Below are 26,736 nucleotides of genomic sequence, written 5' to 3' on the forward strand. Positions count from 1 at the left end.
TAATCTATGATAACAATGATAAAATCAACCGTATTTTATCTTCATAACTACTCAATCAAGGCGGATATATTATTATGGATCAAAATCCACAATCTCAATTGAAATTGTTAATCGCACAGGGCAAAGAGCAAGGCTATCTCACTTACGCGGAAGTCAACGATCATCTTCCAGAAGAATTAGTCGATGCTGAACAAATTGAAGATATTATTCAGATGATTAACGATATGGGTATCCAAGTGCTAGAGACTGCACCTGATGCCGATGATCTTATGCTGAATGAAGCGATTGCAGATGAAGATGCCGTTGAAGAAGCGACTCAAGTTCTATCAAGTGTTGAAGCAGAAATTGGGCGCACTACGGATCCTGTTCGTATGTACATGCGTGAAATGGGTAGTGTTGAACTCTTAACACGTGAAGGCGAAATTGATATTGCAAAACGCATTGAAGAAGGCATCAACGAAGTACAAAGTGCTATTGCATTTTATCCTGAAGCCATCACCTATTTACTCGAACAATATGATTTAGTTGAAGAAGGTGGCGTTCGCTTAGCGGATTTGATTACGGGCTTCGTTGATCCTAATGCCATCACAGAAGGTGATGTCACAGAAATAGAAGAATCTTTTGATGAAGATGAAGAATCTGACTCTGTTGCCGTTCCATTGAACGATGAAGAAGAGGAAGAAGAGGAAGAAGAGAGCGAAGAAGAAAACAGCAGTGATGATAGTGATTCAGATAACTCTATCGATCCTGAAGTCGCGCGTGAAAAATTCTTAGAATTAAGAACGCAACATGAAAAAACCGTTGCTATCATTGAGAAACATGGTCGTACGAGTAAAAAATCAAAAGATCAAATTCAAGCATTAGCAGATGTTTTCACACAATTCCGCTTAGTACCAAAACAATTTGATACGCTAGTCAACTTAATGAGCAATATGATGCGTTCGGTCCGTCAACAAGAACGTAGCATCCAAAAAATTGTTGTTGATAAAGCCAAAATGCCAAAAGAACAATTCCAAAAAGTGTTCATTGGGCATGAAAATCAAGATGCTTGGTTAATCAAAGCCGTGTCATCAGGTAAAAGTTGGTCAGAGAAATTAGCTAAACACGAAGACGAAATTCGTCAGCACATTGACAACATCTTAGAAATTGAACGCCAAACTAACCTCACCGTACAACAGATTCGTGAAGTGTGTGAACGTATTTCTGCTGGTGAATTAAAAGCACGACGTGCTAAAAAAGAAATGGTAGAAGCGAACTTACGTTTAGTCATTTCTATTGCGAAGAAATACACTAACCGTGGTCTACAATTCTTAGACCTAATTCAAGAAGGGAATATTGGCCTAATGAAGGCGGTAGATAAATTCGAATACCGTCGTGGCTACAAATTCTCAACTTACGCAACGTGGTGGATTCGCCAAGCAATCACACGCTCTATTGCGGATCAGGCAAGAACAATTCGTATTCCTGTACATATGATCGAAACGATTAATAAATTAAATCGTATTTCACGTCAAATGTTGCAGGAAATGGGTCGTGAGGCCTCACCGGAGGAACTTGCTGAACGCATGGGAATGCCAGAAGACAAGATTCGCAAAGTCCTTAAAATTGCCAAAGAGCCTATTTCGATGGAAACTCCAATTGGTGATGACGATGATTCACATTTAGGCGACTTCATCGAGGACTCAACACTTGAGCTTCCATTAGACTCTGCAACAGCACAAAGCTTAAAAGTCGCGACACACGAAGTATTAGAAGGGCTAACGCCTCGTGAAGCAAAAGTCCTACGAATGCGTTTTGGTATCGATATGAATACTGATCATACCTTAGAAGAAGTGGGGAAACAGTTTGATGTCACACGTGAACGTATTCGCCAAATTGAAGCAAAAGCCTTACGTAAACTACGTCACCCAAGTCGTTCAGAAACCCTCAGAAGCTTCTTAGATGAATAATCTATGAGAGACCAAAAAGCTGTTAATGGTATTAACAGCTTTTTTGTTTAAATTTGAAACATGCAGAAACCAAATCCTAGACTTTATTCAAGGATTTATCTATAATTCCCAAGTTTTCAGTTCTATAAGACCGCCCCTATAGCTCAGTCGGTCAGAGCAGTCGACTCATAATCGATTGGTCACAGGTTCAAGTCCTGTTGGGGGCACCATCTCTCCGAAATACCTATTTACACTTAACTTCAATGAGTATTGAAAAATACAAAGTAAGTAATATTCATTCTACTTTTTTATTCCACAATAAGCCTAATCCTCCCCATCAATTTATTCTAACAATCCATATAATCAGCTCATTTTGCTAAAAATAATGTCAAGAAAAGTAATTTTGAGTATATTCAAGCCAGATTTGTTGCATTTATGTTAAATTCTGTTATGGTATTTTTGCATAAGAAATGTATTGTTGTATAGAAAACATCGCACATTACTTATTTACACTGCCATTTTTTAAATCAATGATTTGATTTTAATTTTTCTATTGACTACTCATAAGGAGAAAAATATGGGTTGGATTTCGGCTATCATTGTCGGGGCATTAATTGGTTGGATTGCAGAGAAAGTCATGAAAAGTGACATGGGTCTGCTTATGAATATCATCATCGGGATTATTGGCTCATCACTTGGTCGTTGGATTTTTGGTGATGTGTTAGAAATTGGTTCAGCGCAAGCAGCAGGCAGCTTCTCACTAGCAGGTTTATTATTTGGCGTACTCGGCGCAAGTTTATTAATCTTTATCTTAAGATCATTACGAATCATGAGTAAATAATACTCACAAAACAGAGCAAAAAAGCCGGAGCAACAATGCTTCGGCTTTTTTTTCTTGATTAATCTCTAAAATTATTAAATTGGAAAGGTTGGCCAAGTTCCGCATTTTTTACTAGCTGAATCGTTGCCTGTAAATCATCGCGAGATTTTCCAGTTACGCGCACTTGTTCACCTTGAATTTGCGTTTGTACTTTTAACTTAGCATCTTTAATTAATTTAGTAATTTTCTTCGCCATTTCAGTTTCAATGCCTTGTTTTAGCTTGATTTCCTTACTGTATGTTTTACCACTATGTTCATACTCTGTTGGAATATCTAGCGAACTGGAATCAATACCACGTTTAATGCAGGCATTACGTAAAATATCGACAAGTTGCTCAACTTGGAAATCTGACTCACTCGATACTTTAATCGTTTCATTTTTTTCATTTAATTCAATAGAGGCTTGTACATTACGGAAATCCCAACGATTTGTTAAATCACGGTTCGCATTTTCCACTGCATTACGTACCTCATGTAACGTAATTTCAGACACAATATCAAAAGAAGGCATAGTTTACTCCTTAATTAATCTCTGGGCCGCACTCAATAAGCATAAAAGCCCGCTAAAGTCAGCGAAGTTTACCACAATTTGCGCCTGCTGTTGTACTTTTGGTTTGGCATGCAATGCTACCCCTAAACCTGCAACCGCAAGCATCGCTAAGTCATTTGCACCATCCCCAATCGCCACCGTATTTTCTAGAGCAATTCCATATTGTTGTGCTAACTGTTGCAAAGTCCGTGCTTTATACTGAGCATCCACTACTTCACCTTTCACTTTCCCTGTCAAGATTCCATTTTGAATATCAAACTGATTTGAGACGGTGTAATCAAGCTTTAATAATGTCTTCAAATAGTCGGTAAAATACGTAAATCCCCCTGATGCAATCGCAGTTTTCCAACCATACTGTTGCAGCACCTGAATCGTCTCGACAAGACCAGGCATTAAGGGTAAACGCTCTCGAACCTGAGTAAGAATCTCTTCTGGCGCGCCTTGTAAAGTGGCCACGCGACGACGCAAACTTTGCTCAAAATCTAATTCACCACGCATGGCTTGTGCCGTAATCGCTGACACTAATTCCCCTGTACCAGCTAATTTAGCAATTTCATCAATACATTCGATTTGAATAGCAGTAGAATCCATGTCCATAACCAATAAACCAGGCTGTTGCAAACGAGGAGAAAAATCCATTTTCGCGGCATCTAATGCCAAGTCATGCGCATTGGTCAACCATTGTGCTTGCCATGTTCCTTGCAATAATACGACGGTATTGTGTAAAACTGTCCAGCCATCTAAAATAACAAAATTCTCACCGCACTTTTGCTGAAATTGTAGCAAGCGCTCATCATTGAGCTGACTGCCATACAGAATGAATTTTGTCTCACCATCAGTCAATTTTTGATCTGCAATTAGCGCACGAGGAAAAGTAGGAAAACGTTGCCTTATCATTGCAAGGTTTTGTGTTTGCATAGGAAATCCTGTAAATTGTGATGAAAATAATGTGCTGGTATTCTAGCCTATTTACTGACGTTTAGGAAAAAAGAAGTTGCATTTAACGAAAGAAAAACTGATTAAACTCACGATGATCACATCGATCATCTTATTTTGTTGCGCTACGATGGCGGTCATTTTGTTTGGCGTTCAACAATTCAAAATTGGCTCGCAATTAGCCAGCGTAAACCAAGTTTCTAACTTATCGCATCTATTAGTGAGGCAGCAGGCGAATCTATTTTCTATGTTGCTGGTCAATAACGCCAGTACAGAAAAACTTACAGAGAATCTCAATGCGTTTGCTAAAGAAGAATTTGTACTTGATGCATCGATCTATGCCAATAATGGAGAATTATTAGCTCAAACCAATCATTCTAAAAGCTTACGAGCAACGTTGGGATTAAATGATACAACAGTAGAGGACAACGAGAATAATGCACAACAAATTGTGGAACCCATTTATTCCTCTCACGGCATAGAAGGTTTTTTGCGTGTCACTTTTGATGCCAAGTATGGTAAAACCACGCAAAATAAAATCGATCAAATTTTTCACCAATTATATGGGGAGCTAATTATCGTCTTTTTAGCGGGGATTCTACTCGCCAGTTCAGTACATTATTTCCTCAGTCATTACCGTAGAACCTATCGCAAACCGATGGAAACCAAACCAACAAAAGTGCTAAAAACCGTGAGCAATACATTGCAGTACCACCGTCGACGTAAACGCTTTAATAAATAATCTAATAAACTCACCAGAACATATTTTACGCAAAATAAAAAACCGCCCCTTGATAAGGCGCGGTTTTATTTTTACTAAAAATCGAAAAATTACGCTAATTTTTTGATTTGTGCAGATAATTTCGCTTTGTGGTTAGCTGCTTTGTTTGCGTGGATTAAACCTTTAGAAGCCATTCTGTCTACAACTTTTTGCATTTCTACGAATGCTGCTTCTGCTACTGATTTATCACCTGCTGCTACTGCTGCGTAAACTTTTTTAATGTAAGTACGCATCATTGAGCGTTGACTTGCATTGTGCTGACGGCGTTTTTCTGATTGAATCGCACGTTTTTTAGCTGACTTGATATTAGCCAAGGTCAAACTCCTAAAATTATGTGTTAGTAAACGAGATAAATTAAAGGCGTAAAATATGCCTATTTTCTATGCTTTTGTCAATGACAAATTGCCTTTATCACTGAAAATTTGTTGTTGGTTTCGGTGAGACACAACCGAAAGTTTTTGCATCGTTATATCAATCAAGCACTCTCAATATGGCTCACCAAACGATGTGGGCGAGATTTTAGCAGTTTTTTCACTTAGAATATAGCGTAAAAACAAAATTTCTATACAATTACATAAATTTTCTTCAGACCATCACCTTGAGTACATTATTTTGAGCAAAGGATTATTAAAATCTGGCATCGTTGTCAGTACCATGACCTTACTATCACGTATTTTAGGGTTAATACGAGATATCGTTATCGCCAACTTACTCGGTGCTGGTGTAGCAGCAGATGTTTTCTTGTTCGCAAATAAGATCCCTAACTTCTTACGACGCTTATTTGCCGAAGGCGCATTTTCACAAGCCTTTGTTCCCGTTCTTGCCGAGTATCAAAAATCGGGTGACCTTGATAAAACACGTGAATTTATTGGCAAAGTATCTGGAACCTTAGGCGGATTGGTCTCTATTGTGACTGTGCTGGCTATGATTTTTTCACCTATTGTGGCTGCGATTTTTGGTACAGGGTGGTTTCTCGATTGGCTCAATGATGGACCGAATGCAGTCAAATTTGAGCAAGCCTCTTTGCTGCTAAAAATCACGTTTCCTTATCTCTGGTTCGTGACGTTTGTTGCACTCTCTGGTGCAATTCTGAATACGATTGGTAAGTTTGGTGTCATGTCTTTTTCGCCTGTGTTACTCAATATTGCGATGATTTGTACCGCACTTTTCCTCGCGCCACGAATGGACAATCCTGATCTTGCGCTCGCAATTGGTATTTTTGTGGGCGGTCTATTACAATTTTTATTCCAAATTCCATTTTTGAAAAAAGCAGGCTTATTGGTCAAACCCAAATGGGCTTGGCACGATGAAGGCGTCAAAAAAATTCGAACGTTGATGATCCCCGCATTATTTGGTGTATCCGTCAGTCAAATTAACTTACTACTTGATACTCTAATCGCGAGTTTTTTAATGACAGGATCAATCAGCTGGCTCTATTACTCTGATCGCCTATTAGAATTTCCACTCGGTCTATTTGGTATCGCTATCTCAACGGTTATTTTACCCACATTGGCACGTCACCATGTAAACCGTAATGAGAATGCGGCACAAAGTGCGGTCGATTTTCGTCATACAATGGATTGGGGAGTTCGTATGATCTTACTCCTTGGTGTGCCAGCAATGGTAGGGATCGCAATTTTAGCCCAACCACTTCTACTTGTCTTGTTCATGCGTGGGCATTTTGGGTTAAGTGACGTACAAGCGGCGTCTCTTTCGTTATGGGCATTTAATGCAGGGCTACTCAGTTTCATGCTGATTAAAATTTTAGCAAATGGCTATTATGCTCGCCAAGATACGAAAACACCAGTAAAAATTGGCATCATCGCGATGATCAGCAACATGGGATTCAACTTACTTGCCATTCCATTTAGTTATGTAGGGCTGGCTATGGCATCTGCCTTATCGGCAACGCTTAATGCGTATTTATTATACCGTGGGCTAGCTCGGGCTGACGTTTACCATTTTAGTCAGAAAAGTGCAGTCTTTTTAGGGAAGGTGTTGCTCTCTGCATCGGTTATGGGGGGGCTCGTTTGGTATCACACGCCAACGTTGCTTGAATGGCATGCAATGAGTTTCTTAAGCCGTGTACATTGGCTCTTATGGTTAATCGGTTTAGCTGTGATTGCTTATTTTGGTATGTTGGTCTTAGTGGGCATACGAAAACGACACGTAATGAGCAAAGGATAAGCATAAAAAAATATCGCCTATTTGCTTAATTTATGCTTATAATGTTCGGATTATTTTGGCTTATAAATTTCGAACGGATAACAATTCCAATGCGACTCATTCGTGGCATCCATAATTTACCTAAAAATTTATCTGGCTGCGCGCTAACTATCGGCAATTTCGATGGTGTCCATTTAGGTCATCAAGCGATTTTGAAGCACTTACGCCAAAAAGCTGATGCGTTAAACTTACCCGTTGTGGTGATGTTATTTGAGCCACAACCACGCGAATATTTTACTGGTGAGGCAGTGCCCGCACGTTTAATGCGGTTACGTGATAAATTACATTATCTTGCCAAAGCAGAAGTTGATTATGTGATTTGTATTCGTTTTAACCAATACTTTGCTGAACAAGATGCACAAACCTTCATCAAAGATTGGTTAGTCAATAAATTAAACGTGAAATTTTTAAGTATTGGGGATGATTTCCGTTTTGGTGCAAAACGACAGGGCGATTTTACGCTATTACAACAAGCCAGCGAAGCATTTGGTTTTATCGTTGAAGATAATCATAGCTTTTGTGTTGAGCAACTACGTATTAGTAGCACTGCAATTCGTGAAGCATTAGCTCAGGATGACTTGTTACATGCGGCCAAAATGCTAGGCAAACCTTATCGTATTTTCGGACGTGTTGCACATGGTAATAAGCTTGGTCGCACAATCGGTTTTCCTACTGCCAATATACCACTACACCGCCAAGTTAATCCCGTTAAAGGTGTCTACGCCGTCAAAGTGCGATTAAAAAATAATATGATTTATCTGGGCGTGGCAAACATTGGAAGTCGACCGACAATCAATGGTGCGGTACAGCTATTAGAAACTCATCTATTTAATTTTAAAGATGATATTTATGGTCAGTGTATTGAAGTAGAATTTTGCCATAAAATCCGTAACGAATTTAAATTTCCCACTTTTGAGGCATTAAAACAGCAAATTGCCAAGGATGTGGACACAGCAAAACAATTTTTCAGCCTACAGCAATCGGTAACAGATTAGTTAATTTTATTAATTGGGATATCACAATGACAGTTGATTATAAAAATACCTTAAACCTACCAGAAACAGGTTTCCCTATGCGTGGTGATCTCGCGAAGCGTGAACCACAAATGTTACAACATTGGTATGAAAACAACCTCTACCAAAAAATCCGTGAAGCCTCGAAAGGCAAAAAATCATTTATTTTGCATGATGGTCCTCCTTACGCAAATGGTTCACTCCATCTAGGTCACGCCGTTAATAAAATTCTTAAAGATATTATTATCAAGTCAAAAACAGCATTAGGCTATGATTCACCTTATATTCCTGGTTGGGACTGCCACGGGTTACCGATCGAATTAAAAGTAGAAAGTATTGTGGGTAAACCTAATGAAAAAATCTCAGCAGCAGAATTTCGTGAAGCCTGCCGTCGCTATGCTGCAGAACAAGTAGAAGGACAGAAAGCTGATTTTATCCGTATGGGCGTATTAGGTGACTGGGATAATCCGTATCTCACTATGAATTTCCATACTGAAGCAAACATTATCCGCGCCTTTGGTAAAGCCGTCGAAAATGGTCACCTCTACAAAGGTTCCAAACCAGTACATTGGTGTTTAGACTGTGCGTCTTCTTTAGCAGAAGCGGAAGTGGAATATGAAGATCGTGTTTCACCCTCCATCTATGTGCGCTTTAATGCAGTCGATCCAACAACAGTAGAACAAAAATTTCAAGCCGTCGGAAAAGGCACTGGTACTATTTCAGCAGTGATCTGGACAACAACACCATGGACCATTCCATCTAACCGCGCGATTGCCCTCCACGAAAATTTGGATTATCAACTCGTCCAATTTGGAACAGAACGTGTCATTTTAGCGAAAGATCTCGTTGAAGATGTTGTAAAAGCAGCGAATATTGAACAATTCGATGTATTAGGTGAAGCTAAAGGGGCGGATCTAAACTGGTTGCGCTTTAACCACCCGTTCTATGAATATGATGTCCCATTTATTTTAGGCGATCACGTGACAACTGATGGTGGCACAGGTCTTGTCCATACTGCCCCTGATCATGGTCATGATGACTATATCATCGCGATGAAAAATGGGATCGAGATGGCGGGCTTAATTGGTAATGACGGTTTATTCAAAGCTGATGTTCCTTTCTTTGCGGGTAAAGGCGTGTTTGAATCCAATGATCTGGTTGTAGCAAAACTACAAGAGGTTGGAGCATTATTAAAATTCAGTAAGATTAAACACAGCTACCCACACTGTTGGCGTCATAAAACCCCAATCATTTTCCGTGCGACACCACAATGGTTCATTGGCATGGAAAAACAAGGTTTACGCCAACAAGCCTTACGTGAAATCCAAAAAGTACGCTGGATTCCAAGCTGGGGACAAGCACGCATTGAAAAAATGGTTGAAAATCGCCCAGACTGGTGTATTTCTCGTCAACGTACCTGGGGTGTCCCTGTCGCACTCTTTATCCACAAAGAAACTGAAGAACTTCACCCACGCACAGTGGAATTAGTCGAAGAGGTTGCTAAACGCGTTGAAGAAAAAGGTATTCAAGCATGGTGGGATCTTGATCCTAAAACATTACTTGGTGACGAGGCAGAGCAATACATCAAAGTACCAGATACCCTAGATGTTTGGTTTGACTCTGGTTCAACCTATTTCTCCGTGGTAAAAGATCGCCCAGAATTTAATGGGAATGAAGCAGACATGTATCTAGAGGGGTCTGACCAACACCGTGGTTGGTTTATGTCTTCCCTCATGCTTTCTACTGCAACTGATAATAAAGCGCCTTATAAACAAGTTCTGACTCACGGTTTTACTGTGGATGAGAAAGGCTACAAAATGTCTAAGTCACTTGGTAATGTGATTTTACCAAGTGAAGTATGGAACAAAAATGGCGCGGATATTTTACGTTTGTGGGTTGCTTCAACAGACTATACGGGGGAAATCGCCGTATCACATAATATCTTAAATAGTGCGGGTGATACTTATCGCCGTATTCGTAATACAGCACGTTTCTTATTAGCTAATTTAAATGGATTTGATCCTAAACGTGACTTAGTAAAACCTGAGCAAATGATGGTTTTAGACCGTTGGGCTGTCGACTGTGCATTACAAGCGCAAAATGAAATTAAAGACGCTTACGATAACTACCAATTCCATACTGTTATTCAGCGTTTGATGAAATTCTGTTCTGTTGAAATGGGTTCATTCTATTTAGATATCATCAAAGATCGTCAATATACGACGAAAGCTGACAGCCTTGCACGTCGTAGCTGCCAAACTGCGTTATGGCACATTGCTGAAGCGTTAGTCCGTTGGATTGCCCCTGTTTTATCCTTTACTGCAGATGAAATTTGGCAATACTTACCTGGTGAGCGTGCGGAATTTGTTTTCACTGAAGAATTTTACTCAGGGTTATTTGCATTAGATGCCCATGAAACAATGAATGATGCTTATTGGCAACAAGTGATTACATTACGTAACGAAGTGAACCGAGTATTAGAACAGGCGCGTAATGACAAAATCATTGGTTCCGCATTAGAAGCAGAACTTACGATTTACGCCGATGAAAAACATGCTGAAGTATTAAACCAATTACAAAATGAATTACGTTTTGTATTAATGACATCTAAAGCGGAAGTCAAACCTCTTGCTCAAGCCGACGTTTCCGAAGGTGAAGTGAAAGGATTAGCCGTTAGCGTCATTCGTTCTGCAGCCGAAAAATGTCCACGTTGCTGGCATTATTCGGATACCATTGGTGTCAACTCAACTCATCCAACGCTTTGTGCTCGCTGTATTGAAAATGTTGAGGGCAATGGTGAAGTAAGACATTTTGCTTAAGTTGAACATTGGGCAGTGAAACTGACTTGCCCAACATAGCAAGGACATTTACATCAGGGCGAACCTAACAGTTCGCCTCTGCAATTTTAAGGATTTTTATCAGTGCTGATGACACAAACTAAAACAGGGCTGTCATTTCTATGGCTAAGTCTTGTTGCTTTTGTACTTGATTTAGGAACAAAATATCTCATTGTGCAACACTTTGCTTTATATGAAAGTGTCAATATTCTCCCTTTTTTTAACTTAACATATGTGCGTAACTACGGTGCGGCGTTCAGTTTCTTAGCGGAACATAGTGGCTGGCAAAAACATCTTTTCATTGTTCTCGCGAGTGTTATTTCTATGATGCTTGTATATTTTCTGTACAAGAATAAGGCATCACAAAAACTGCAAAATTATGCCTATGCCCTGATCATTGGTGGTGCATTGGGCAATATGGTTGATCGAACTTACCATGGTTTTGTTGTAGATTTTTTAGACTTTTATTGGGATATTTATCATTACCCAGTTTTTAATGTCGCAGATATTGCAATTTCAATTGGTGCAGGGCTTTTAATTCTAGATGCGATCAAAAACCGTCATGAGTCTGAGCCCCCATCCAAATCAACAAAATAGAGGAAAATAATGAAAATTATTTTAGCCAATCCACGTGGTTTCTGCGCAGGTGTTGACCGTGCGATTAGTATTGTTGAATCTGCTTTAGAGATTCACGGTTCACCTATCTATGTTCGTCACGAAGTCGTGCACAATCGTTTTGTTGTGAATGGACTGCGTGAGCGTGGCGCGGTTTTTGTTGAAGAATTAGATGAAGTACCAGATGGTGCGATTGTGATTTTCTCCGCACATGGTGTATCACAAGCGGTTCGTCAAGAGGCAAAAAAACGTAATTTGAAAGTGTTTGATGCGACTTGCCCTCTTGTCACTAAAGTCCATATGCAAGTGGCTCGTGCCAGCCGAAAAGGAACCAAAGCGATTTTAATCGGTCACGAAGGGCACCCAGAAGTAGAAGGGACGATGGGACAATACGATAATCCTGAAGGAGGCATTTTCTTAATCGAAAGTGTCGAAGATATTGCAAAACTTGGTTTAAAAAAAGAAGAAGATTTAACTTTTATGACACAAACAACGTTATCCATTGATGACACCAGTGAGGTCATAGAAGCATTAAAGCAAAAATATCCAGCTATTCAAGGACCACGTAAAAATGATATTTGTTATGCGACGACAAACCGTCAGCAAGCGGTACGAGAACTCGCACAACAATCTGATTTGGTCATTGTTGTGGGATCTAAAAACTCCTCTAACTCAAATCGTTTAGCCGAATTAGCTTCTCGCATGGGCGTCATGTCAAAACTCATTGATGAAGCAGATGATATTGATCCACAATGGCTAGCAAACGTGAAGACAATTGGTATCACAGCAGGCGCCTCTGCACCAGAAGTACTCGTTCAATCTGTTGTAAAACGCCTTCAGCAATTAGGTGTCACTGAAGTGGAAGAATTACAAGGTTGTGAGGAAAATACGGTATTTGAAGTGCCAAAAGAATTGCGAATTACAGAAGTCACAGAATAAACCAATCAAAAGTAAAGCGAGAATAACCTTCTCGCTTTTTTCTTTCTCATTTTTTTCTACGATCGAGATCGCAAAAATACATGGCATATTTAGCCAATTTTGACTTTTTCAGTAAGATTCCTTTTTGTTGAAATTCAACACATTTATGATTAATTCTATTACATTAAAGGAAATCGTATGAAATTAACCTCACTGGTTCTCTCTTGCCTCACTTTTGTCATATTCTCTAGCAGTCTCCCGACTTACGCGGCAACCGCTCCTTCAACTCACTCCACCCTAACCCAGACATCAGGCACTGCCCCTCCCGTCACACCTGAGACAATTATCAATAAAATCAATATTAATCAAGCAACGGCAAACGAAATTCAGGCTGCGTTAGTCGGTATTGGTGCGAAAAAAGCGGAAGCCATTGTTGAATATCGGGAAACTCAGGGACCCTTTACGATGTTAGAACAATTACTTGAGATACCAGGAATTGGTCCAGCGACGCTAGAAAAAAACAAAGCCCGTATCACATTATAACGGTCTTAACTTTTCCTTATAGCATGAGCGGAATTCTACCATTCCGCTTTTTTTGTTTTTTGGTTTCTTGAGTAGAAAAGCGTATAATTTCTTCACGTTTTATTCACCATGAGAATGTTTACATGAAACAAAAAGTCGTATTAGCAACAGGCAATCAAGGTAAAGTCAAAGAAATGTCAGATGTCCTAGCGGATTTCGGTTTTGATGTCATTGCACAAACGGATTTAGGCATCGAAAGTCCCGAAGAAACAGGATTAACTTTTGTGGAAAATGCGTTATTAAAAGCACGTTATGCAAGCAAAATGTCAGGTTTACCTGCAATTGCTGATGACTCAGGTCTCGTTGTTGAGGCATTAGGGGGAGCTCCTGGCTTATATTCTGCGCGTTATGCAGGGGTTGACGATGACACTGCTGACGCACAAAATCGCCATAAACTGCTCGCGGAATTAGCCCACGTCACACAAGATAAACGCCAAGCAAAATTTGTGAGTTGTATCGTCATGTTACAACATGAAACCGATCCTTCTCCGATTATTGCCGAAGGAGAATGTTTTGGTGAAATTGCTTTCAGTGAAAAGGGCGAAAATGGGTTTGGTTATGATAGTTTATTTTTCAGCCCAGAGGTGAATTGTACTTTTGCTGAACTTGAAACTGCTGAGAAGAAAAAAATTTCACATCGAGCAAAAGCGCTGTCAGTCTTAAAAAACAAATTAACCGCTAAAAGTAATTAATCAGGGGATATCATACCCTTGATATGAATAACAGGCTGCACTCTAGCAGAAGATTAGAAAAATGACACAAAGATGTTCAATAATAGACACAATAAAAAGGAAATAAAATGATTATTACGACAACTCCAAATGTAGAAGGTAAACAGATTGCTGAATATAAACAAGTGGTTTTTGGTGAGGTCGTCGCAGGGTCAAACTTTATTCGCGATTTTTTTGCAGGTATCACGGATATCCTTGGCGGACGTTCTGGAGCCTATGAATCCAAAATTACGCGAGCTCGCCAAGAAGCCCTTGAAGAAATGCAAAAAAATGCACAACGCTTAGGCGCAAATGCGATTGTGGGCGTCGAAGTCAACTACACATCAATTAACGGTGACGGGAAAAGTATGTTTATGATTGTGGCAAGCGGGACCGCGGTGGTGGTACGTTAAGTGAAGCTCACTCTCCCTCCATTAAGTTTGTATATTCATATCCCTTGGTGCGTGCAAAAATGTCCCTATTGTGATTTTAATTCGCATGCACAAAAAGGGAAAATTCCCGAACAAGAGTATGCTAAACATTTATTGGCTGATCTAAGACAGGATTTACAACGTTTTTCTCACAGCATAGCGGGACGTCAGCTCCACACGATTTTTATCGGTGGTGGAACACCCAGTCTGTTTTCAGCAGAGACGATACACAGTTTGCTTAGTGAAATAAAACAGCTCATTCCATTTGAGCCAGGCATTGAAATTACGTTAGAGGCTAATCCAGGAACAGTGGAAGCAGAACGTTTTCGTGGTTATGTCAACGCTGGAGTCACGCGCATTTCGATGGGGATACAAAGTTTCAATGACGATAAATTGAAACGATTAGGACGTATTCACACTGCAGCAGAAGCGAAAAGAGCGGTCGAATTTGCGCAGGTTTCAGGACTCAAAAGTTTCAATCTTGATTTAATGCACGGGTTACCTAATCAAACCCTCGAAGAAGCATTAGACGATTTAAAACAAGCTATCGCGCTGAATCCGCCACACCTTTCTTGGTACCAGCTAACAATTGAACCCAACACGCTCTTTGCGTATCGCCCACCGACATTACCTGACGACGATGCACTCTGGGATATTTTTGAACAAGGTCATCAATTACTTACCCAAGCAGGTTATAAACAGTATGAGACCTCCGCTTATGCTAAACCCGATTACCAATGCCAACATAATTTGAATTATTGGCGCTTTGGTGATTATCTCGCCATTGGCTGTGGTGCCCACGGTAAAGTCAGCAATGAATCAGGCGAGATCCTTCGTTATAGCAAAACGAAACACCCTAAAGGTTATTTGCGAGGCGAATACTTATACGAAGAAAAACCCGTTGATGCGGCGGATCGCGCTTTTGAATTTTTTATGAATCGTTTTCGTTTGTTAGAACCTGTCCCAAAAGCCGAATTTGAACAATATACTGGACTGCAGTTCGCTGACGTTGAAAAACCACTCCAGTGGGCATTATCTAAACAGTATATTGTGCAACATGCAGAATACTGGCAAGTGACAGAACGAGGCAAACTCTTTTTAAATGAATTGTTAGAACAATTTTTACCACAATAAGCTTGTTAATCCACGTGAATAGGATTAAAGTATGGCGTGATTACAAGATACGCAAACGATTACGTAACATTTTCTTTTGATAAAATGCCATACTCATATTGGCAATAAGACATTATTTCTCATTAAGCGAGTAAAAGGACTAAAAATGAATCAACTTGAAATGAAAAAACAAGCGGCAAAAGCAGCCTTACAATACGTCAAACCTGATACGATCGTGGGCGTAGGAAGTGGCTCGACTGTCAATTGTTTTATTGAAGCGTTAGGCTCGATGAAAGATCAAATTAAAGGCGCCGTTGCTGCTTCAAAAGCATCTGAAGAATTACTCAGAAAACAAGGTATTGAAGTATTGAGTGCAAATGATGTATCAAGTTTGGACATTTATGTTGATGGTGCAGACGAAGTGAACCCACAAAAAATGATGATCAAGGGGGGCGGTGCGGCATTGACTCGTGAAAAAATCGTTGCCGCACTCGCGAAAAAATTTATTTGTATTATCGATGAAAGTAAACAAGTCGATATCCTAGGGGCAACATTTCCCCTCCCTGTTGAAGTCATTCCAATGGCACGCTCACAAGTTGCCCGTAAACTTGTTGCCTTAGGCGGTTCGCCAGAATACCGTGAGGGTGTGGTCACCGATAATGGTAACGTGATTTTAGATGTCCATAATTTTTTAATTATGAGCCCAATGGAAATCGAAAAAGAACTCAATAATGTCGCAGGTGTAGTGACAAATGGTATTTTTGCGCTTCGTCCTGCTGATCTCATTATTGTCGGGACGCCAGACGGTGTGCAAACGATCGAATAACAACATCAATACGAAGGAAAAAAGCAGATATGACAACCAAGGTTTCTCTTGATAAAGCGAAGATCAAATTTTTACTCCTAGAGGGTGTCCACCAAAGTGCGATTGAAGTGTTACAAGCCGCTGGCTACACGAATATTGAATACCATAAAAAAGCCCTTGACGATGAAGAATTAAAAGAAGCCATCAAAGATGCGCATTTTGTTGGAATTCGTTCTCGTACGTTCTTAACGGCTGACGTATTAGAACACGCACAAAAATTAATTGCTATTGGCTGTTTTTGTATTGGCACAAACCAAGTGGACTTAAATGCCGCAAAACAGCGTGGCATTCCTGTCTTCAATGCCCCTTTCTCCAACACTCGTTCTGTTGCAGAATTAGTATTAGGTGAAATTTTGCTCTTAATGCGTAACGTGCCACAAGCCAATGCGGAAGTGCATCGTGGTATTTGGAACAAATCTGCTGCGGGTTCACATGAAGTACGTGGTAAAAAATTGGGCATCATTGGCTATGGTCATATCGGCTCACAATTGAGTGTGATTGCCGAGTCACTAGGCATGCATGTGTTCTTCTACGATATTGAAAACAAACTTCCACTCGGTAATGCACAACAAGTACGCACATTAGAAGAATTGCTTTCCATGAGCGATGTGGTCTCATTACATGTGCCAGAAAATGCCTCAACGAAAAACTTAATGAGCGCTGAACGTCTTGCTCAACTAAAAGACGGTGCGATTTTAATTAATGCTGCACGAGGAACCGTCGTCGATATCGACGCGTTAGCTCAAGCGCTCGAGTCAGGTAAAATTCGCGGTGCAGCATTAGACGTATTCCCAGTAGAGCCTGCCTCTATCCAAGAGGAGTTTGTTTCGCCATTACGTGCTTTTGATAACGTCATTTTAACTCCCCATATTGGTGGATCGACTTCTGAAGCTCAAGAAAATATTGGATCAGAAGTGGCTGGAAAATTTGTTAAATATTCTGATAATGGATCTACACTTTCTGCGGTCAACTTCCCAGAAGTCTCCTTACCAGAACACAGTGGCGCAAAACGTTTACTGCATATTCACCACAATAAACCAGGCGTATTGAATAAAATTAACCAAGTCTTCGTCGCTGCTAACGTGAATATTGCCGCGCAATATTTACAAACAGAACCCACGATTGGTTACGTTGTGATTGATGTTGAAACTGACAATGCACATACTCTGCTCAATCAATTAAAAGAAATTGATGGAACCATTCGTACACGTGTGTTGTTCTAACACATAACATGACAACCACAAAGTGCGGTAAAAATCTATCGAGATTTCACCGCACTTTTGCTTCCCTCAGTGTCTCAATATCGATATTTCTTATGCTATAATCGCAACAATTTTAGTGTGGTGAACAAGTGAGACGCATTTCTTAATGAAAAAATTATTCGGCTTTTTATCTTTTGTTATGATAATCGGTATCGGTGCAATACTGTTCATCTATACTCAAATTCAACAATTTAAAACTCAGTCAATCAATGTAGTCAGCGATGATCAATTACTGACAATTGAACGTGGTACAACAGGACAAAAGCTTGCTCATCTCTTTGAGCAAGAAAAATTGCTCGATGACGCAACGTTACTCCCTTATTTATTAAAACTCACGCCCGAACTGAACAAAATCAAAGCGGGAACCTATTCATTAGCGGGAATGACGACTGTTGAAAGCTTATTACAACGACTCAATTCAGGTAAAGAAGCGCAATTTAGCATTCAATTTATTGAAGGCGATACTTTCAAAACATGGCGAAAAACATTAGAAAACGCACCTCACTTAAACCAAACTTTACAACACAAAACAGAGCAGGATATTTTCGCCTTACTGGATATTCCTTATGCTGATCAAACAAACAATGGGTCCTCAAAATTAGAGGGATGGTTATATCCAGATACCTATCACTACACCGCTCATTCAACGGATCTCGCTTTATTAAAACGCGCCGTTGAACGCATGAAAAACACGTTAGCATCTGCTTGGCAACAGAGGGATAAAGACTTACCCTTAAACACCCCCTATGACATGCTTATTCTTGCCTCTATTGTCGAAAAAGAAAGCGCTGTCGCCGCAGAACGAGGCAAAATTGCTTCTGTTTTTATTAATCGTCTGAATAAGAAAATGCGTTTACAAACGGATCCCACGGTGATTTACGGTATGGGTGAAAAATACGATAGTAATATTCGTAAAAAAGACCTCGAAACGATGACACCCTATAATACCTATCTCATTGATGGTCTCCCTCCCACACCGATCGCCATGCCAAGTGAAAGTGCCTTGATGGCGGTGGCAAAACCAGAAAAAACGGCCTTTTTATACTTTGTTGCAGATGGTTCTGGTGGACATAAATTCAGTAAAACGTTAGCCGAGCACAATCGTGCTGTGCAAGAATATTTACAGTGGTATCGTACTCAACAAAACGGAAAATAACATGAAAACAGGTAAATTTATCGTCTTAGAAGGGATTGAAGGGGCTGGCAAAACCACCGCCCGTGATAGTATTGTACGTGCACTAAACGAACAAGGAATTCATGATATTGTCTTTACACGTGAACCTGGTGGCACGCCTTTAGCGGAAAAATTACGTCAGTTAATCAAACATGAAACGGAAGAACCTGTCACAGACAAAGCCGAACTATTAATGCTCTATGCCGCCCGGATTCAATTAGTAGAAAATGTGATCAAGCCAGCTCTTGCTGCGGGGAAATGGGTGATTGGCGATCGTCACGATATGTCATCACAAGCCTATCAAGGCGGAGGACGTCAATTGGATCAACGTCTATTGACTACCCTAAAACAAACCGTCTTGGGTGATTTTGAACCCGACTTAACTCTTTATTTAGATATTGATCCTGTGCTTGGATTGCGTCGTGCAAAGGGACGTGGTGAGCTCGATCGTATAGAACAACAACATCTCGATTTTTTTCACCGCACTCGTCAACGCTATTTAGACTTAGTACATCATAATCCGAAAGCAAGATGTATTGATGCGTCACAAAATATGGAGCAAGTGAGTGCTGCAGTACAAAAAACAGTCAAAGATTGGCTCAATACACTTAAGTAAACAGTAGATAATCCGATTATGCGACATTATCCTTGGCTTGAGCCTTATTACCAACAAACTCTCCGCGCCTTTGAACAACAGCACGGGCACCATGCTTTACTGTTCAAAACAGAACAAGGACTCGGTACAGCACACTTACTTGAACAAATCGGGCACTGGCTTATGTGCCAACAACCTCAAGCTCACCAGCCATGCGGTCAATGCCATAGCTGCCATTTATTTACTGCCCATCATCACCCAGATGTGTACACCCTCGCCCCTCTTGAAAACAAAGATATTGGTGTAGATCAGGTCCGTGAAATTAATGATAAAATTCACCAGCACGCCCAACAGCATGGCAATAAAGTGGTGTATATACAAGGTGTAGAACGTTTAACTGAAGCTGCGGCTAACGCCTTATTAAAAACATTGGAAGAACCGCGACCTAACACCTATTTTTTATTGCAGGCTGATGCTTCCTCAACAATCATGCCAACCATTTACAGTCGATGCCAAGTGACGATTATCAAGACGCCTGACACAACAATGGCACTAGACTGGCTACAACAACAATGTGTTGCTGAACTCGCCGAGATACAAACCGCTCTTCGTATCAGTTATGGACGCCCACTGCTTGCCAAAATGGTATTAACTGAAGGTCTGCTGGAAAAACGTCGAGACTTTTTGCGTCAATTTTGGCTATTTTATCGTAAACGTTCACCACTTGAGCTGCTTCCCGACTTTGACAAAGCGATCCTTTTCCACCAACTTGATTGGCTTTTAGCCTTCTTATCGGACGCCCTAAAAGCCAAGCTACATATTCAACAAGGTTGGCTTTGCCAAGATCTCGCCGCTGGTGTCTCACAATTTAGTAGTCAGTACAGCGCACAACAATTATTAAAAGCAACAAAAATTATGCAAAAAGTGCGTACTGATCTCACCCAAATTAATGCCGTTAATCAAGAATTGCTCTTATTAGATGGCTTAACTCGATTAATTACAGAAGTATTTGAAGGATAAAAACAAGATGTTTATTGTTGATTCACATTGCCACTTAGATGCCTTAGATTATGAAAACGTACACAATAATGTGGCAGATGTCGTCGCTAAAGCCAAAGCACGAGAAGTAAAACATCTTCTGGCTGTTGGGGTGACGTTAAGTCGTTTCGAACAAGTTTATGATACGCTAAAACAATTTGATAATGTGTCGCTTGCTTGTGGGGTACATCCACTCAATTTAGATGAAGAAACGTTTAACCGCGAACGCTTATTACATTTAGCGCAAGATCCGAAAGTGATCGCAATTGGTGAAACGGGACTAGACTATTATTACAGTGCAGAAAATAAAGCGTTACAACAACAAGTTTTTGCCGAACAAATCCAAATTGCCAACCAATTAAATAAACCTGTGATTGTCCATACACGTAGTGCAAGGGAAGACACCATTGCCATCTTAACGGAACAACAGGCAGATAAGTGCGGTGGTGTACTGCATTGTTTTACTGAAAATTGGGAGATGGCAAAACAAGGCTTAGACTTAGGTTTATATATCTCGATTTCTGGCATCATCACTTTTAAAAATGCGGAAGCGTTGCGCGAAGTGGTACGTCAAGTCCCGCTTGATCGTTTATTAGTGGAAACAGATTCACCTTATTTAGCGCCCGTGCCTTATCGAGGAAAACAAAATCAGCCCGCTTATGTACGTGAAGTATGTGAATACTTGGCTACATTAAAAGGCGTGTCGTTTGAACAATTTGCTGAAATAACGACGCAAAACTTTGAACGTTTATTCAAAATTAATGTACAATAAATAATCTACTTACTCTTTAAGGAAGGGATGATGCGCAAGTTTTTTAAATTCTTTTTTCTCACGGTGATTTTCTTATTTCATCTATTTTTAGCGGCAGCAGTGAATTTTGTGACACCAAGTTATGATGTAACAAAAGTCACTGGGGTAGAAGTCAAACGCGTCGATAAAGATGGTCCAATTACTAAAGCCAACCCAGCAGATGGTCCAACACGCGATGTATATTTCATTAATACACAACATCAAGATGGGAAAATCATGGTGTACCGAAATGAAGATACCCGATGGGGCTTCCCGTTCTATTTTAAATTTGGCTCTGCCAATGTGCACGCTGAAGCAGAGGCTCTCAGCAAAGAAGAAAAAACGGTTCAAATTAAATATTACGGCTGGCGTTTGGTAATGTTTGATGAATTTCGTAATGCCGTCAGTATTAAAGCAGTCGATGAAGGAGAAACCGCAGGTCATCCTATTCTTGCCTATGTGTTATACTTTTTCTTAGTCATGACGCTTTTCTTTTCTATCCAGTTTATACGTGGCTGGTTCGATAGCGAAAACTAATTTCCACCTTTCTTCATGCGGTTTAGTCACAGATTAAACCGCTTACACTGTATGTTTAAATATTCAAATTAGAGATAGGATATGACTTTATTTGAGGCAATCTTAAGCTTAAGCGTATTGATTATTATTAGTTCAATTATTTCTGCCGCTGAAATGTCCCTAGCAGGTGCTCGCAAACTCAAATTACAAAATTTAGTCAATGAAGGGGATGAACGTGCTGCGTTGGTCCTTGAATTACAATCGCAGCCTGGTCGCTTTATTACTGTGGTGCAAATCGGCTTAAATATGGTCGCCATTTTAGGCGGGATAATCGGTGAAAGTGCGATTCGCCCTTACTTAGAAATCGCATTAGCAAACCATATTACAACGGAATGGTTAGATAATGTGGCATCTTGGTTAGCGTTTGCCTTTGTCACGTCAGCGTTTATTTTATTAGCTGATCTGGTCCCTAAACGCTTAGCCATGATCAATCCAGAAAAAGTCGCCCTGCGTACTGTGCACATTATGACCTTTTGTATCTTTGTCTTAAAGCCACTCGTTTGGATTTTTGATTCTATTGCCAATGGCTTTTTTAAATTATTCCGTATCTCCACGATTCGCGAAGAAAATATGACACCTGAAGATATTGTCGCAATTGTCGGGGCTGGGGCTGAAGCTGGTGTAGTCAACGCACAAGAACATTACTTAATTGAAAATATCTTTGATATGCAAGAAAGAACCGTGACGTCAACCATGACAACACGTGAACACATTGTCTTTTTAGACCGCTCTTTTGATCGCCAAGCGGTATTAGATACCCTGACTAAAAACTCCCATTCCAAATTATTAATTTGTGATAATGGCTTAGATCGCATCTTAGGCTATGTCGAATCTCACACCTTATTGACCATGTACTTGCAAGTTGAAAAAGGCGTGTCGCTCACAGACAGTCGACTTTTACGCAAAGCGTTGTTTGTACCTGATACTTTGTCACTCTTTGAAGTATTAGAGTTGTTTAAGTCAACAGGCGAAGATTTTGCCGTGATTGTTAATGAGTACGCGCTGGTAGTCGGCATCATCACCCTAAACGATGTCATGAGTATTGTAATGGGCGAATTAGTATCAAATGAAGAAGAACAAATTGTACGTCGTGATGAAGATTCGTGGTTGATCGATGGGGCAACGCCATTAGAAGATGTGATGCGTGCTTTAAATTTAAGCCATTTCCCAGGTCAAGAAAATTATGAAACGATCAGTGGTTTCATGATGTATATGTTACGCAAAATTCCAAAGAAAACGGATTTTGTCTTATACGACAAATACAAATTTGAAATTATTGATACGGAAAACTTTAAAATTGATCAACTCCTAGTATCTTTACGTAAAGATATCGAACACCAAACAACGTAAGAGGGCAAACTGCCCTCTTTTCTCTCCCCATCTAACCCAATCAGATAAAACTTACAGACAAAATAAATGAAAAAGCAGATAATATGCCATTATTCCGTCAACTGTATGGTCTAATGCCCATGAATTTCTCTGTACACTGATAATTGGACGAAGCATTATGTATTCAAACTTCTCAAAAAGTCACCGCACTTTATTATTTCCAATCTTTTTCTTTAGCGCAGTCAACTTGATTATTTTTAATCTGTCACGTTTAGGATTAGCGTTATGGCAGGCAGAACGAATCGATGCAGTGGATGGTTGGCTCGCCCTCTTTTTGCAAGGTGTCCGTATTGATATTGTTTCGCTTTGCTACTTATTTGGTGTTCCCGCTTTATTGACCGTGCTGCTGTATCATCACAATCGACTTGGCGCAATATGGCAAAAAATACTACGTGTCTGGTTAACATTTGGCAGCGTATTTATTTTATTTATGGAAATAGCTACCCCAGCTTTTATTGATACCTATGATTTCCGACCAAACCGCTTATTTATTGAATATTTAATCTACCCAAAAGAAGTCTTTAGCATGTTAATAGAGGGACATTTACTTGCCATGTTCCTCACCATCACACTCACAGTAATCGCAACAGGAGTGTATTGGAAACTTGCGGGTTGGGCAGTACAATATCTTGCTTCACCAAGTTGGAAATTCCGACCGCTCCTCACGGTACTGGTTATCATTGTCGCCTTTATTGGAGCGAGATCGACTTTTGCACATCGTGGTATCAATCCTGCAATGGTAGCATTCTCTTCCGATGCCCTCGTCAATTCCTTAGTGTTAAATTCAGGCTATTCTGTGATCTATGCAGCACAGCAATTTAAAGATGAAGACAATTCATCTGCGCTGTATGGCAAGATGGAAACAGAAGAAATGTTACGCATTGTCAAACAAAGCCGTGGACGCCCAGAAAGTGATTATATTTCATCACATATTCCTACATTGACCGCAAACCAAGCGAGTTATCAAGGTAAACCTAAAAATATTGTAATCGTCCTAGAAGAAAGCCTTGGCGCACAATTTATTGGTAGCTTAGGTGGATTACCACTTTCACCAGAGTTTGACAAACTGGCACAAGAAGGCTGGTTATTCGAAAATTTATATGCGACAGGCACACGCTCCGTACGAGGTATTGAAGCGGTGACTGCAGGCTTCACTCCCACGCCTGCACGAGCAGTCGTGAAACTTAGTAATAGCCAACATGGTTTCTTTACCATCGCTGAACTCCTTGCTAAACAGGGCTACCATACCTCTTTCATTTATGGTGGAGAAAAACATTTCGACAACATGGCTAGTTTCTTCTATGGCAATGGTTTCCAAGAAATTATTGATGAAAAAGACTATGTGAATCCCAAATTTCAAGCGACTTGGGGGGTAAGTGACGAAGATCTGTTTGATAAAGCACACGAAACATTTACCAAACTGCACGCCGAAGGCAAACCTTTTTTTAGCTTAGTCTTCAGTTCAAGTAATCATGATCCGTTCGAATTTCCAGATGGAAAAATTGAACTGTATGCCCAACCCAAACAAACGCGCCATAATGCTGCAAAATACGCTGATTATGCTATTGGCCATTTCTTTAGATTGGCGAAACAGTCAACGTATTGGCAAGACACACTCTTTTTAGTTATCGCGGATCATGATTCACGTGTAGGTGGCGCTGCCTTAGTGCCGATTAAGCACTTCCACATTCCTGCATTATTTATTGGTGAAGGTATCGAAGCAAAGCGTGATCCACGTTTAGTCAGCCAAATTGATATGCCAACAACGCTACTCTCATTAGCGGGAATTAGCGGAAATTATCCAATGATGGGTTATGATTTAACACAAGATGTCAATCCAAACCGTGCTTTTATGCAATATGACCAAACACAAGCTATGATGAAAGGATCTGATGTCGTCATTTTAACGCCTAAAGTAGCGCCACGTGGTTACCACTATGATCGTCAAACAGGTGAATTTACTGAAAAAGAATTACCTGATGCCCTCAAACAAGAAGCACTGGCACATGCACTCTTAGGAAGCTACCTATATAAAAATCGGTTATATAAATCAGAGGATAAAAAGTAAACGAAATTAGGCATTGCGAACCCCAGGATCACACTTGCAGTGCCAATTTTGCTTAAAAAACGTAAGATCATTGCCGATAACTATAAATAAATATGCAATTAATCATTATTTTATTTCATTTTTCAGCATAAAAAGTGATATAAATAGCGGGAGTATAAATAAAATAAGAGGGGAAAAATGTTAACACCAATTCATAATTTTTTAAAACAAGAAGCTGCGGGCGGCATCTTACTTTTTATTTTTGCAACATTAGCGATTGTTTTAGCCAATACACCTTTTAGCGATCTTTACTTTAGTTTTTTACAAACACCTGTCAGTGTCCAAATCGGGACATTCATGATAAATAAACCTTTACTTATGTGGGTAAACGACGGTTTAATGGCCGTTTTCTTCATGCTGGTCGGCATGGAAGTTAAGCGCGAATTACTAGAAGGTTCACTTTCAAGCTACCAGCGTGCAATCTTCCCAGCCATCGCGGCAGTAGGTGGAATGGTGATTCCCGCAGTCATTTTTATGTTATTCAACGCCAATCACCCTGAATATCAACAAGGTTGGGCAATTCCTATGGCTACCGATATTGCCTTTGCCCTGGGCGTTGTCGCACTGTTAGGAAAACGCGTTCCTTTAGCACTCAAAATCTTTCTACTTGCGTTAGCAATTATTGATGACTTAGGGGCAATTGTTGTTATTGCGCTCTTTTTCTCACATGATTTGAGTCCACAAGCCTTTATTTTTGCAGGCATTGCGATCGCGATTCTTATTACGATGAACCGTTTAAAAATCACAGCATTATCTGCATATGGGATTGTCGGGATTATTCTTTGGGCATCGGTATTAAAATCAGGCGTTCACGCCACCTTAGCGGGTGTGATCATCGGTTTTTGTATTCCTCTCAATGGCAAAAAAGGGGAACGCCCATTAGATGATTTTGAGCACACTCTTTCACCTTGGAGCGCATTCGCGATTCTACCGCTATTCGCATTCTGTAATGCGGGAGTATCACTCTTAGGCATGGGAATCGATAACCTCACTTCTACGTTACCAATCGGTATAGCCCTCGGCTTATTACTAGGTAAACCACTTGGTATCTTCTCATTCTGTTTTATCGCGGTGAAGCTCGGTATTGCCAAGCTTTCAGAAGGTATTAACTTCAAGCAAATCTTTGCGGTATCCGTGCTTTGTGGAATTGGATTTACGATGTCGATGTTCCTCGCAGGACTTGCCTTTGGTGGTGAGACGACGAATGAAGATGTTACTGCCTTAGCACGTTTAGGGATCCTAATGGGGTCTGGCTTATCTGCTATTTTAGGTTATGCTTTGTTAAAAATTTGTACACGCGGACACGTAGAAACAACACCATAAGCACAGTAGATTGAACTCATATCTCTTAAACCGCCATAATAATCACTTATGGCGGTTTGTTTTTAACGCCTGCTGATAAGGTTGAGAAAATAGCAGA

At 40.2% G+C, this 26,736-nt stretch carries 25 protein-coding genes and 1 tRNA gene; 23 read left to right on the forward strand and 3 right to left on the reverse strand.

All coding sequences use genetic code 11. The features are described 5' to 3' along the window. Positions 1-74 precede the first annotated feature (74 nt). The 3 genes from rpoD to ACWIT3_RS01885 all read left to right on the forward strand — a co-directional run bounded on the left by rpoD (position 75) and on the right by ACWIT3_RS01885 (position 2,769). On the forward strand, positions 75-1,949 hold the full coding sequence (gene rpoD, locus ACWIT3_RS01875; protein WP_457161129.1) for an RNA polymerase sigma factor RpoD: 1,875 nt from the start codon (positions 75-77) through the stop codon (positions 1,947-1,949). 132 nt (positions 1,950-2,081) lie between these two features. Continuing rightward, a tRNA-Ile gene (locus tag ACWIT3_RS01880) sits at positions 2,082-2,158 on the forward strand. A gap of 347 nt (positions 2,159-2,505) precedes the next feature. Then, positions 2,506-2,769, forward strand: coding sequence for a GlsB/YeaQ/YmgE family stress response membrane protein (locus ACWIT3_RS01885; RefSeq protein WP_457161130.1), 264 nt, complete (start codon positions 2,506-2,508; stop codon positions 2,767-2,769). 58 nt (positions 2,770-2,827) lie between these two features. On the opposite strand, the gene ACWIT3_RS01890 is transcribed toward ACWIT3_RS01885, so the two are convergent. Beyond that, positions 2,828-3,319, reverse strand: coding sequence for a YajQ family cyclic di-GMP-binding protein (locus ACWIT3_RS01890; RefSeq protein WP_046339619.1), 492 nt, complete (start codon positions 3,317-3,319; stop codon positions 2,828-2,830). 3 nt (positions 3,320-3,322) lie between these two features. After that, positions 3,323-4,276, reverse strand: a complete 954-nt coding sequence (gene serB / locus ACWIT3_RS01895) for a phosphoserine phosphatase (RefSeq protein WP_457161131.1) — start codon at positions 4,274-4,276, stop codon at positions 3,323-3,325. Positions 4,277-4,352: 76 nt separating this feature from the next. On the opposite strand from serB, the gene ACWIT3_RS01900 reads away from it, so the two are divergent. Further along, the gene (locus ACWIT3_RS01900; RefSeq protein ID WP_457161132.1) at positions 4,353-5,036 is read left to right on the forward strand and encodes a YtjB family periplasmic protein; all 684 of its coding nucleotides are present in this window, start codon (positions 4,353-4,355) and stop codon (positions 5,034-5,036) included. Positions 5,037-5,125: 89 nt separating this feature from the next. Here the strand turns inward: ACWIT3_RS01900 and rpsT are convergent, their stop codons facing one another. Continuing rightward, positions 5,126-5,389, reverse strand: a complete 264-nt coding sequence (gene rpsT / locus ACWIT3_RS01905; protein ID WP_046339622.1) for a 30S ribosomal protein S20 — start codon at positions 5,387-5,389, stop codon at positions 5,126-5,128. Positions 5,390-5,687: 298 nt separating this feature from the next. Here rpsT and murJ point away from each other — a divergent pair, with 298 nt between their 5' ends. The 19 genes from murJ to nhaA all read left to right on the forward strand — a co-directional run bounded on the left by murJ (position 5,688) and on the right by nhaA (position 26,639). Next, positions 5,688-7,262 (forward strand): murein biosynthesis integral membrane protein MurJ, encoded by a 1,575-nt coding sequence (gene murJ / locus ACWIT3_RS01910; RefSeq protein WP_457161133.1) that lies wholly within the window; start codon positions 5,688-5,690, stop codon positions 7,260-7,262. An 89-nt stretch (positions 7,263-7,351) separates the two neighbouring features. Beyond that, a complete protein-coding gene (ribF, locus tag ACWIT3_RS01915) occupies positions 7,352-8,296 on the forward strand; it encodes a bifunctional riboflavin kinase/FAD synthetase (protein ID WP_457161134.1) in 945 nt (314 codons plus the stop codon). A gap of 26 nt (positions 8,297-8,322) precedes the next feature. Then, entirely contained in the window at positions 8,323-11,133 is a 2,811-nt protein-coding gene (gene ileS, locus ACWIT3_RS01920; RefSeq protein WP_457161135.1) for an isoleucine--tRNA ligase, read from the forward strand. 108 nt (positions 11,134-11,241) lie between these two features. Beyond that, positions 11,242-11,748, forward strand: coding sequence for a signal peptidase II (gene lspA, locus ACWIT3_RS01925; protein WP_457161136.1), 507 nt, complete (start codon positions 11,242-11,244; stop codon positions 11,746-11,748). A 9-nt stretch (positions 11,749-11,757) separates the two neighbouring features. Continuing rightward, positions 11,758-12,705: a 4-hydroxy-3-methylbut-2-enyl diphosphate reductase gene (gene ispH, locus ACWIT3_RS01930; RefSeq protein WP_457161137.1), complete on the forward strand. Its 948-nt coding sequence runs from the start codon at positions 11,758-11,760 to the stop codon at positions 12,703-12,705. A gap of 177 nt (positions 12,706-12,882) precedes the next feature. Further along, on the forward strand, positions 12,883-13,227 hold the full coding sequence (locus tag ACWIT3_RS01935) for a ComEA family DNA-binding protein (protein ID WP_457161138.1): 345 nt from the start codon (positions 12,883-12,885) through the stop codon (positions 13,225-13,227). A gap of 122 nt (positions 13,228-13,349) precedes the next feature. After that, positions 13,350-13,958, forward strand: coding sequence for an RdgB/HAM1 family non-canonical purine NTP pyrophosphatase (rdgB, locus tag ACWIT3_RS01940; protein ID WP_457161139.1), 609 nt, complete (start codon positions 13,350-13,352; stop codon positions 13,956-13,958). Positions 13,959-14,065: 107 nt separating this feature from the next. Further along, positions 14,066-14,389 (forward strand): YbjQ family protein, encoded by a 324-nt coding sequence (locus tag ACWIT3_RS01945; protein ID WP_046339630.1) that lies wholly within the window; start codon positions 14,066-14,068, stop codon positions 14,387-14,389. Further along, entirely contained in the window at positions 14,390-15,541 is a 1,152-nt protein-coding gene (gene hemW, locus ACWIT3_RS01950) for a radical SAM family heme chaperone HemW (protein ID WP_457161140.1), read from the forward strand. Positions 15,542-15,686: 145 nt separating this feature from the next. Further along, positions 15,687-16,346 carry a ribose-5-phosphate isomerase RpiA gene (gene rpiA, locus ACWIT3_RS01955; protein WP_457161141.1) on the forward strand — a complete coding sequence of 220 codons (660 nt, stop codon included), beginning with the start codon at positions 15,687-15,689 and terminating at the stop codon, positions 16,344-16,346. Positions 16,347-16,375: 29 nt separating this feature from the next. Continuing rightward, on the forward strand, positions 16,376-17,608 hold the full coding sequence (gene serA, locus ACWIT3_RS01960) for a phosphoglycerate dehydrogenase (protein WP_457161142.1): 1,233 nt from the start codon (positions 16,376-16,378) through the stop codon (positions 17,606-17,608). A gap of 145 nt (positions 17,609-17,753) precedes the next feature. Beyond that, a complete protein-coding gene (gene mltG, locus ACWIT3_RS01965; RefSeq protein WP_457161143.1) occupies positions 17,754-18,803 on the forward strand; it encodes an endolytic transglycosylase MltG in 1,050 nt (349 codons plus the stop codon). Position 18,804: 1 nt separating this feature from the next. Then, positions 18,805-19,437, forward strand: coding sequence for a dTMP kinase (tmk, locus tag ACWIT3_RS01970; RefSeq protein WP_457161144.1), 633 nt, complete (start codon positions 18,805-18,807; stop codon positions 19,435-19,437). Positions 19,438-19,452: 15 nt separating this feature from the next. Further along, positions 19,453-20,436 (forward strand): DNA polymerase III subunit delta', encoded by a 984-nt coding sequence (locus ACWIT3_RS01975; protein ID WP_457161193.1) that lies wholly within the window; start codon positions 19,453-19,455, stop codon positions 20,434-20,436. A gap of 7 nt (positions 20,437-20,443) precedes the next feature. Further along, positions 20,444-21,226, forward strand: coding sequence for a YchF/TatD family DNA exonuclease (locus ACWIT3_RS01980; RefSeq protein ID WP_457161145.1), 783 nt, complete (start codon positions 20,444-20,446; stop codon positions 21,224-21,226). Between the two features lie 30 nt (positions 21,227-21,256). Further along, complete coding sequence (locus ACWIT3_RS01985; protein WP_457161194.1) at positions 21,257-21,781, forward strand: DUF1523 family protein; 525 nt, start codon at positions 21,257-21,259, stop codon at positions 21,779-21,781. Between the two features lie 81 nt (positions 21,782-21,862). Continuing rightward, positions 21,863-23,170, forward strand: a complete 1,308-nt coding sequence (locus ACWIT3_RS01990; protein ID WP_457161146.1) for a hemolysin family protein — start codon at positions 21,863-21,865, stop codon at positions 23,168-23,170. A gap of 157 nt (positions 23,171-23,327) precedes the next feature. Next, positions 23,328-25,277, forward strand: coding sequence for an LTA synthase family protein (locus tag ACWIT3_RS01995; RefSeq protein ID WP_457161147.1), 1,950 nt, complete (start codon positions 23,328-23,330; stop codon positions 25,275-25,277). 177 nt (positions 25,278-25,454) lie between these two features. Then, positions 25,455-26,639, forward strand: coding sequence for a Na+/H+ antiporter NhaA (gene nhaA / locus ACWIT3_RS02000; protein ID WP_457161148.1), 1,185 nt, complete (start codon positions 25,455-25,457; stop codon positions 26,637-26,639). Positions 26,640-26,736 lie beyond the last annotated feature (97 nt).

It is taken from the genome of Pasteurella sp. P03HT, from assembly GCF_054052285.1.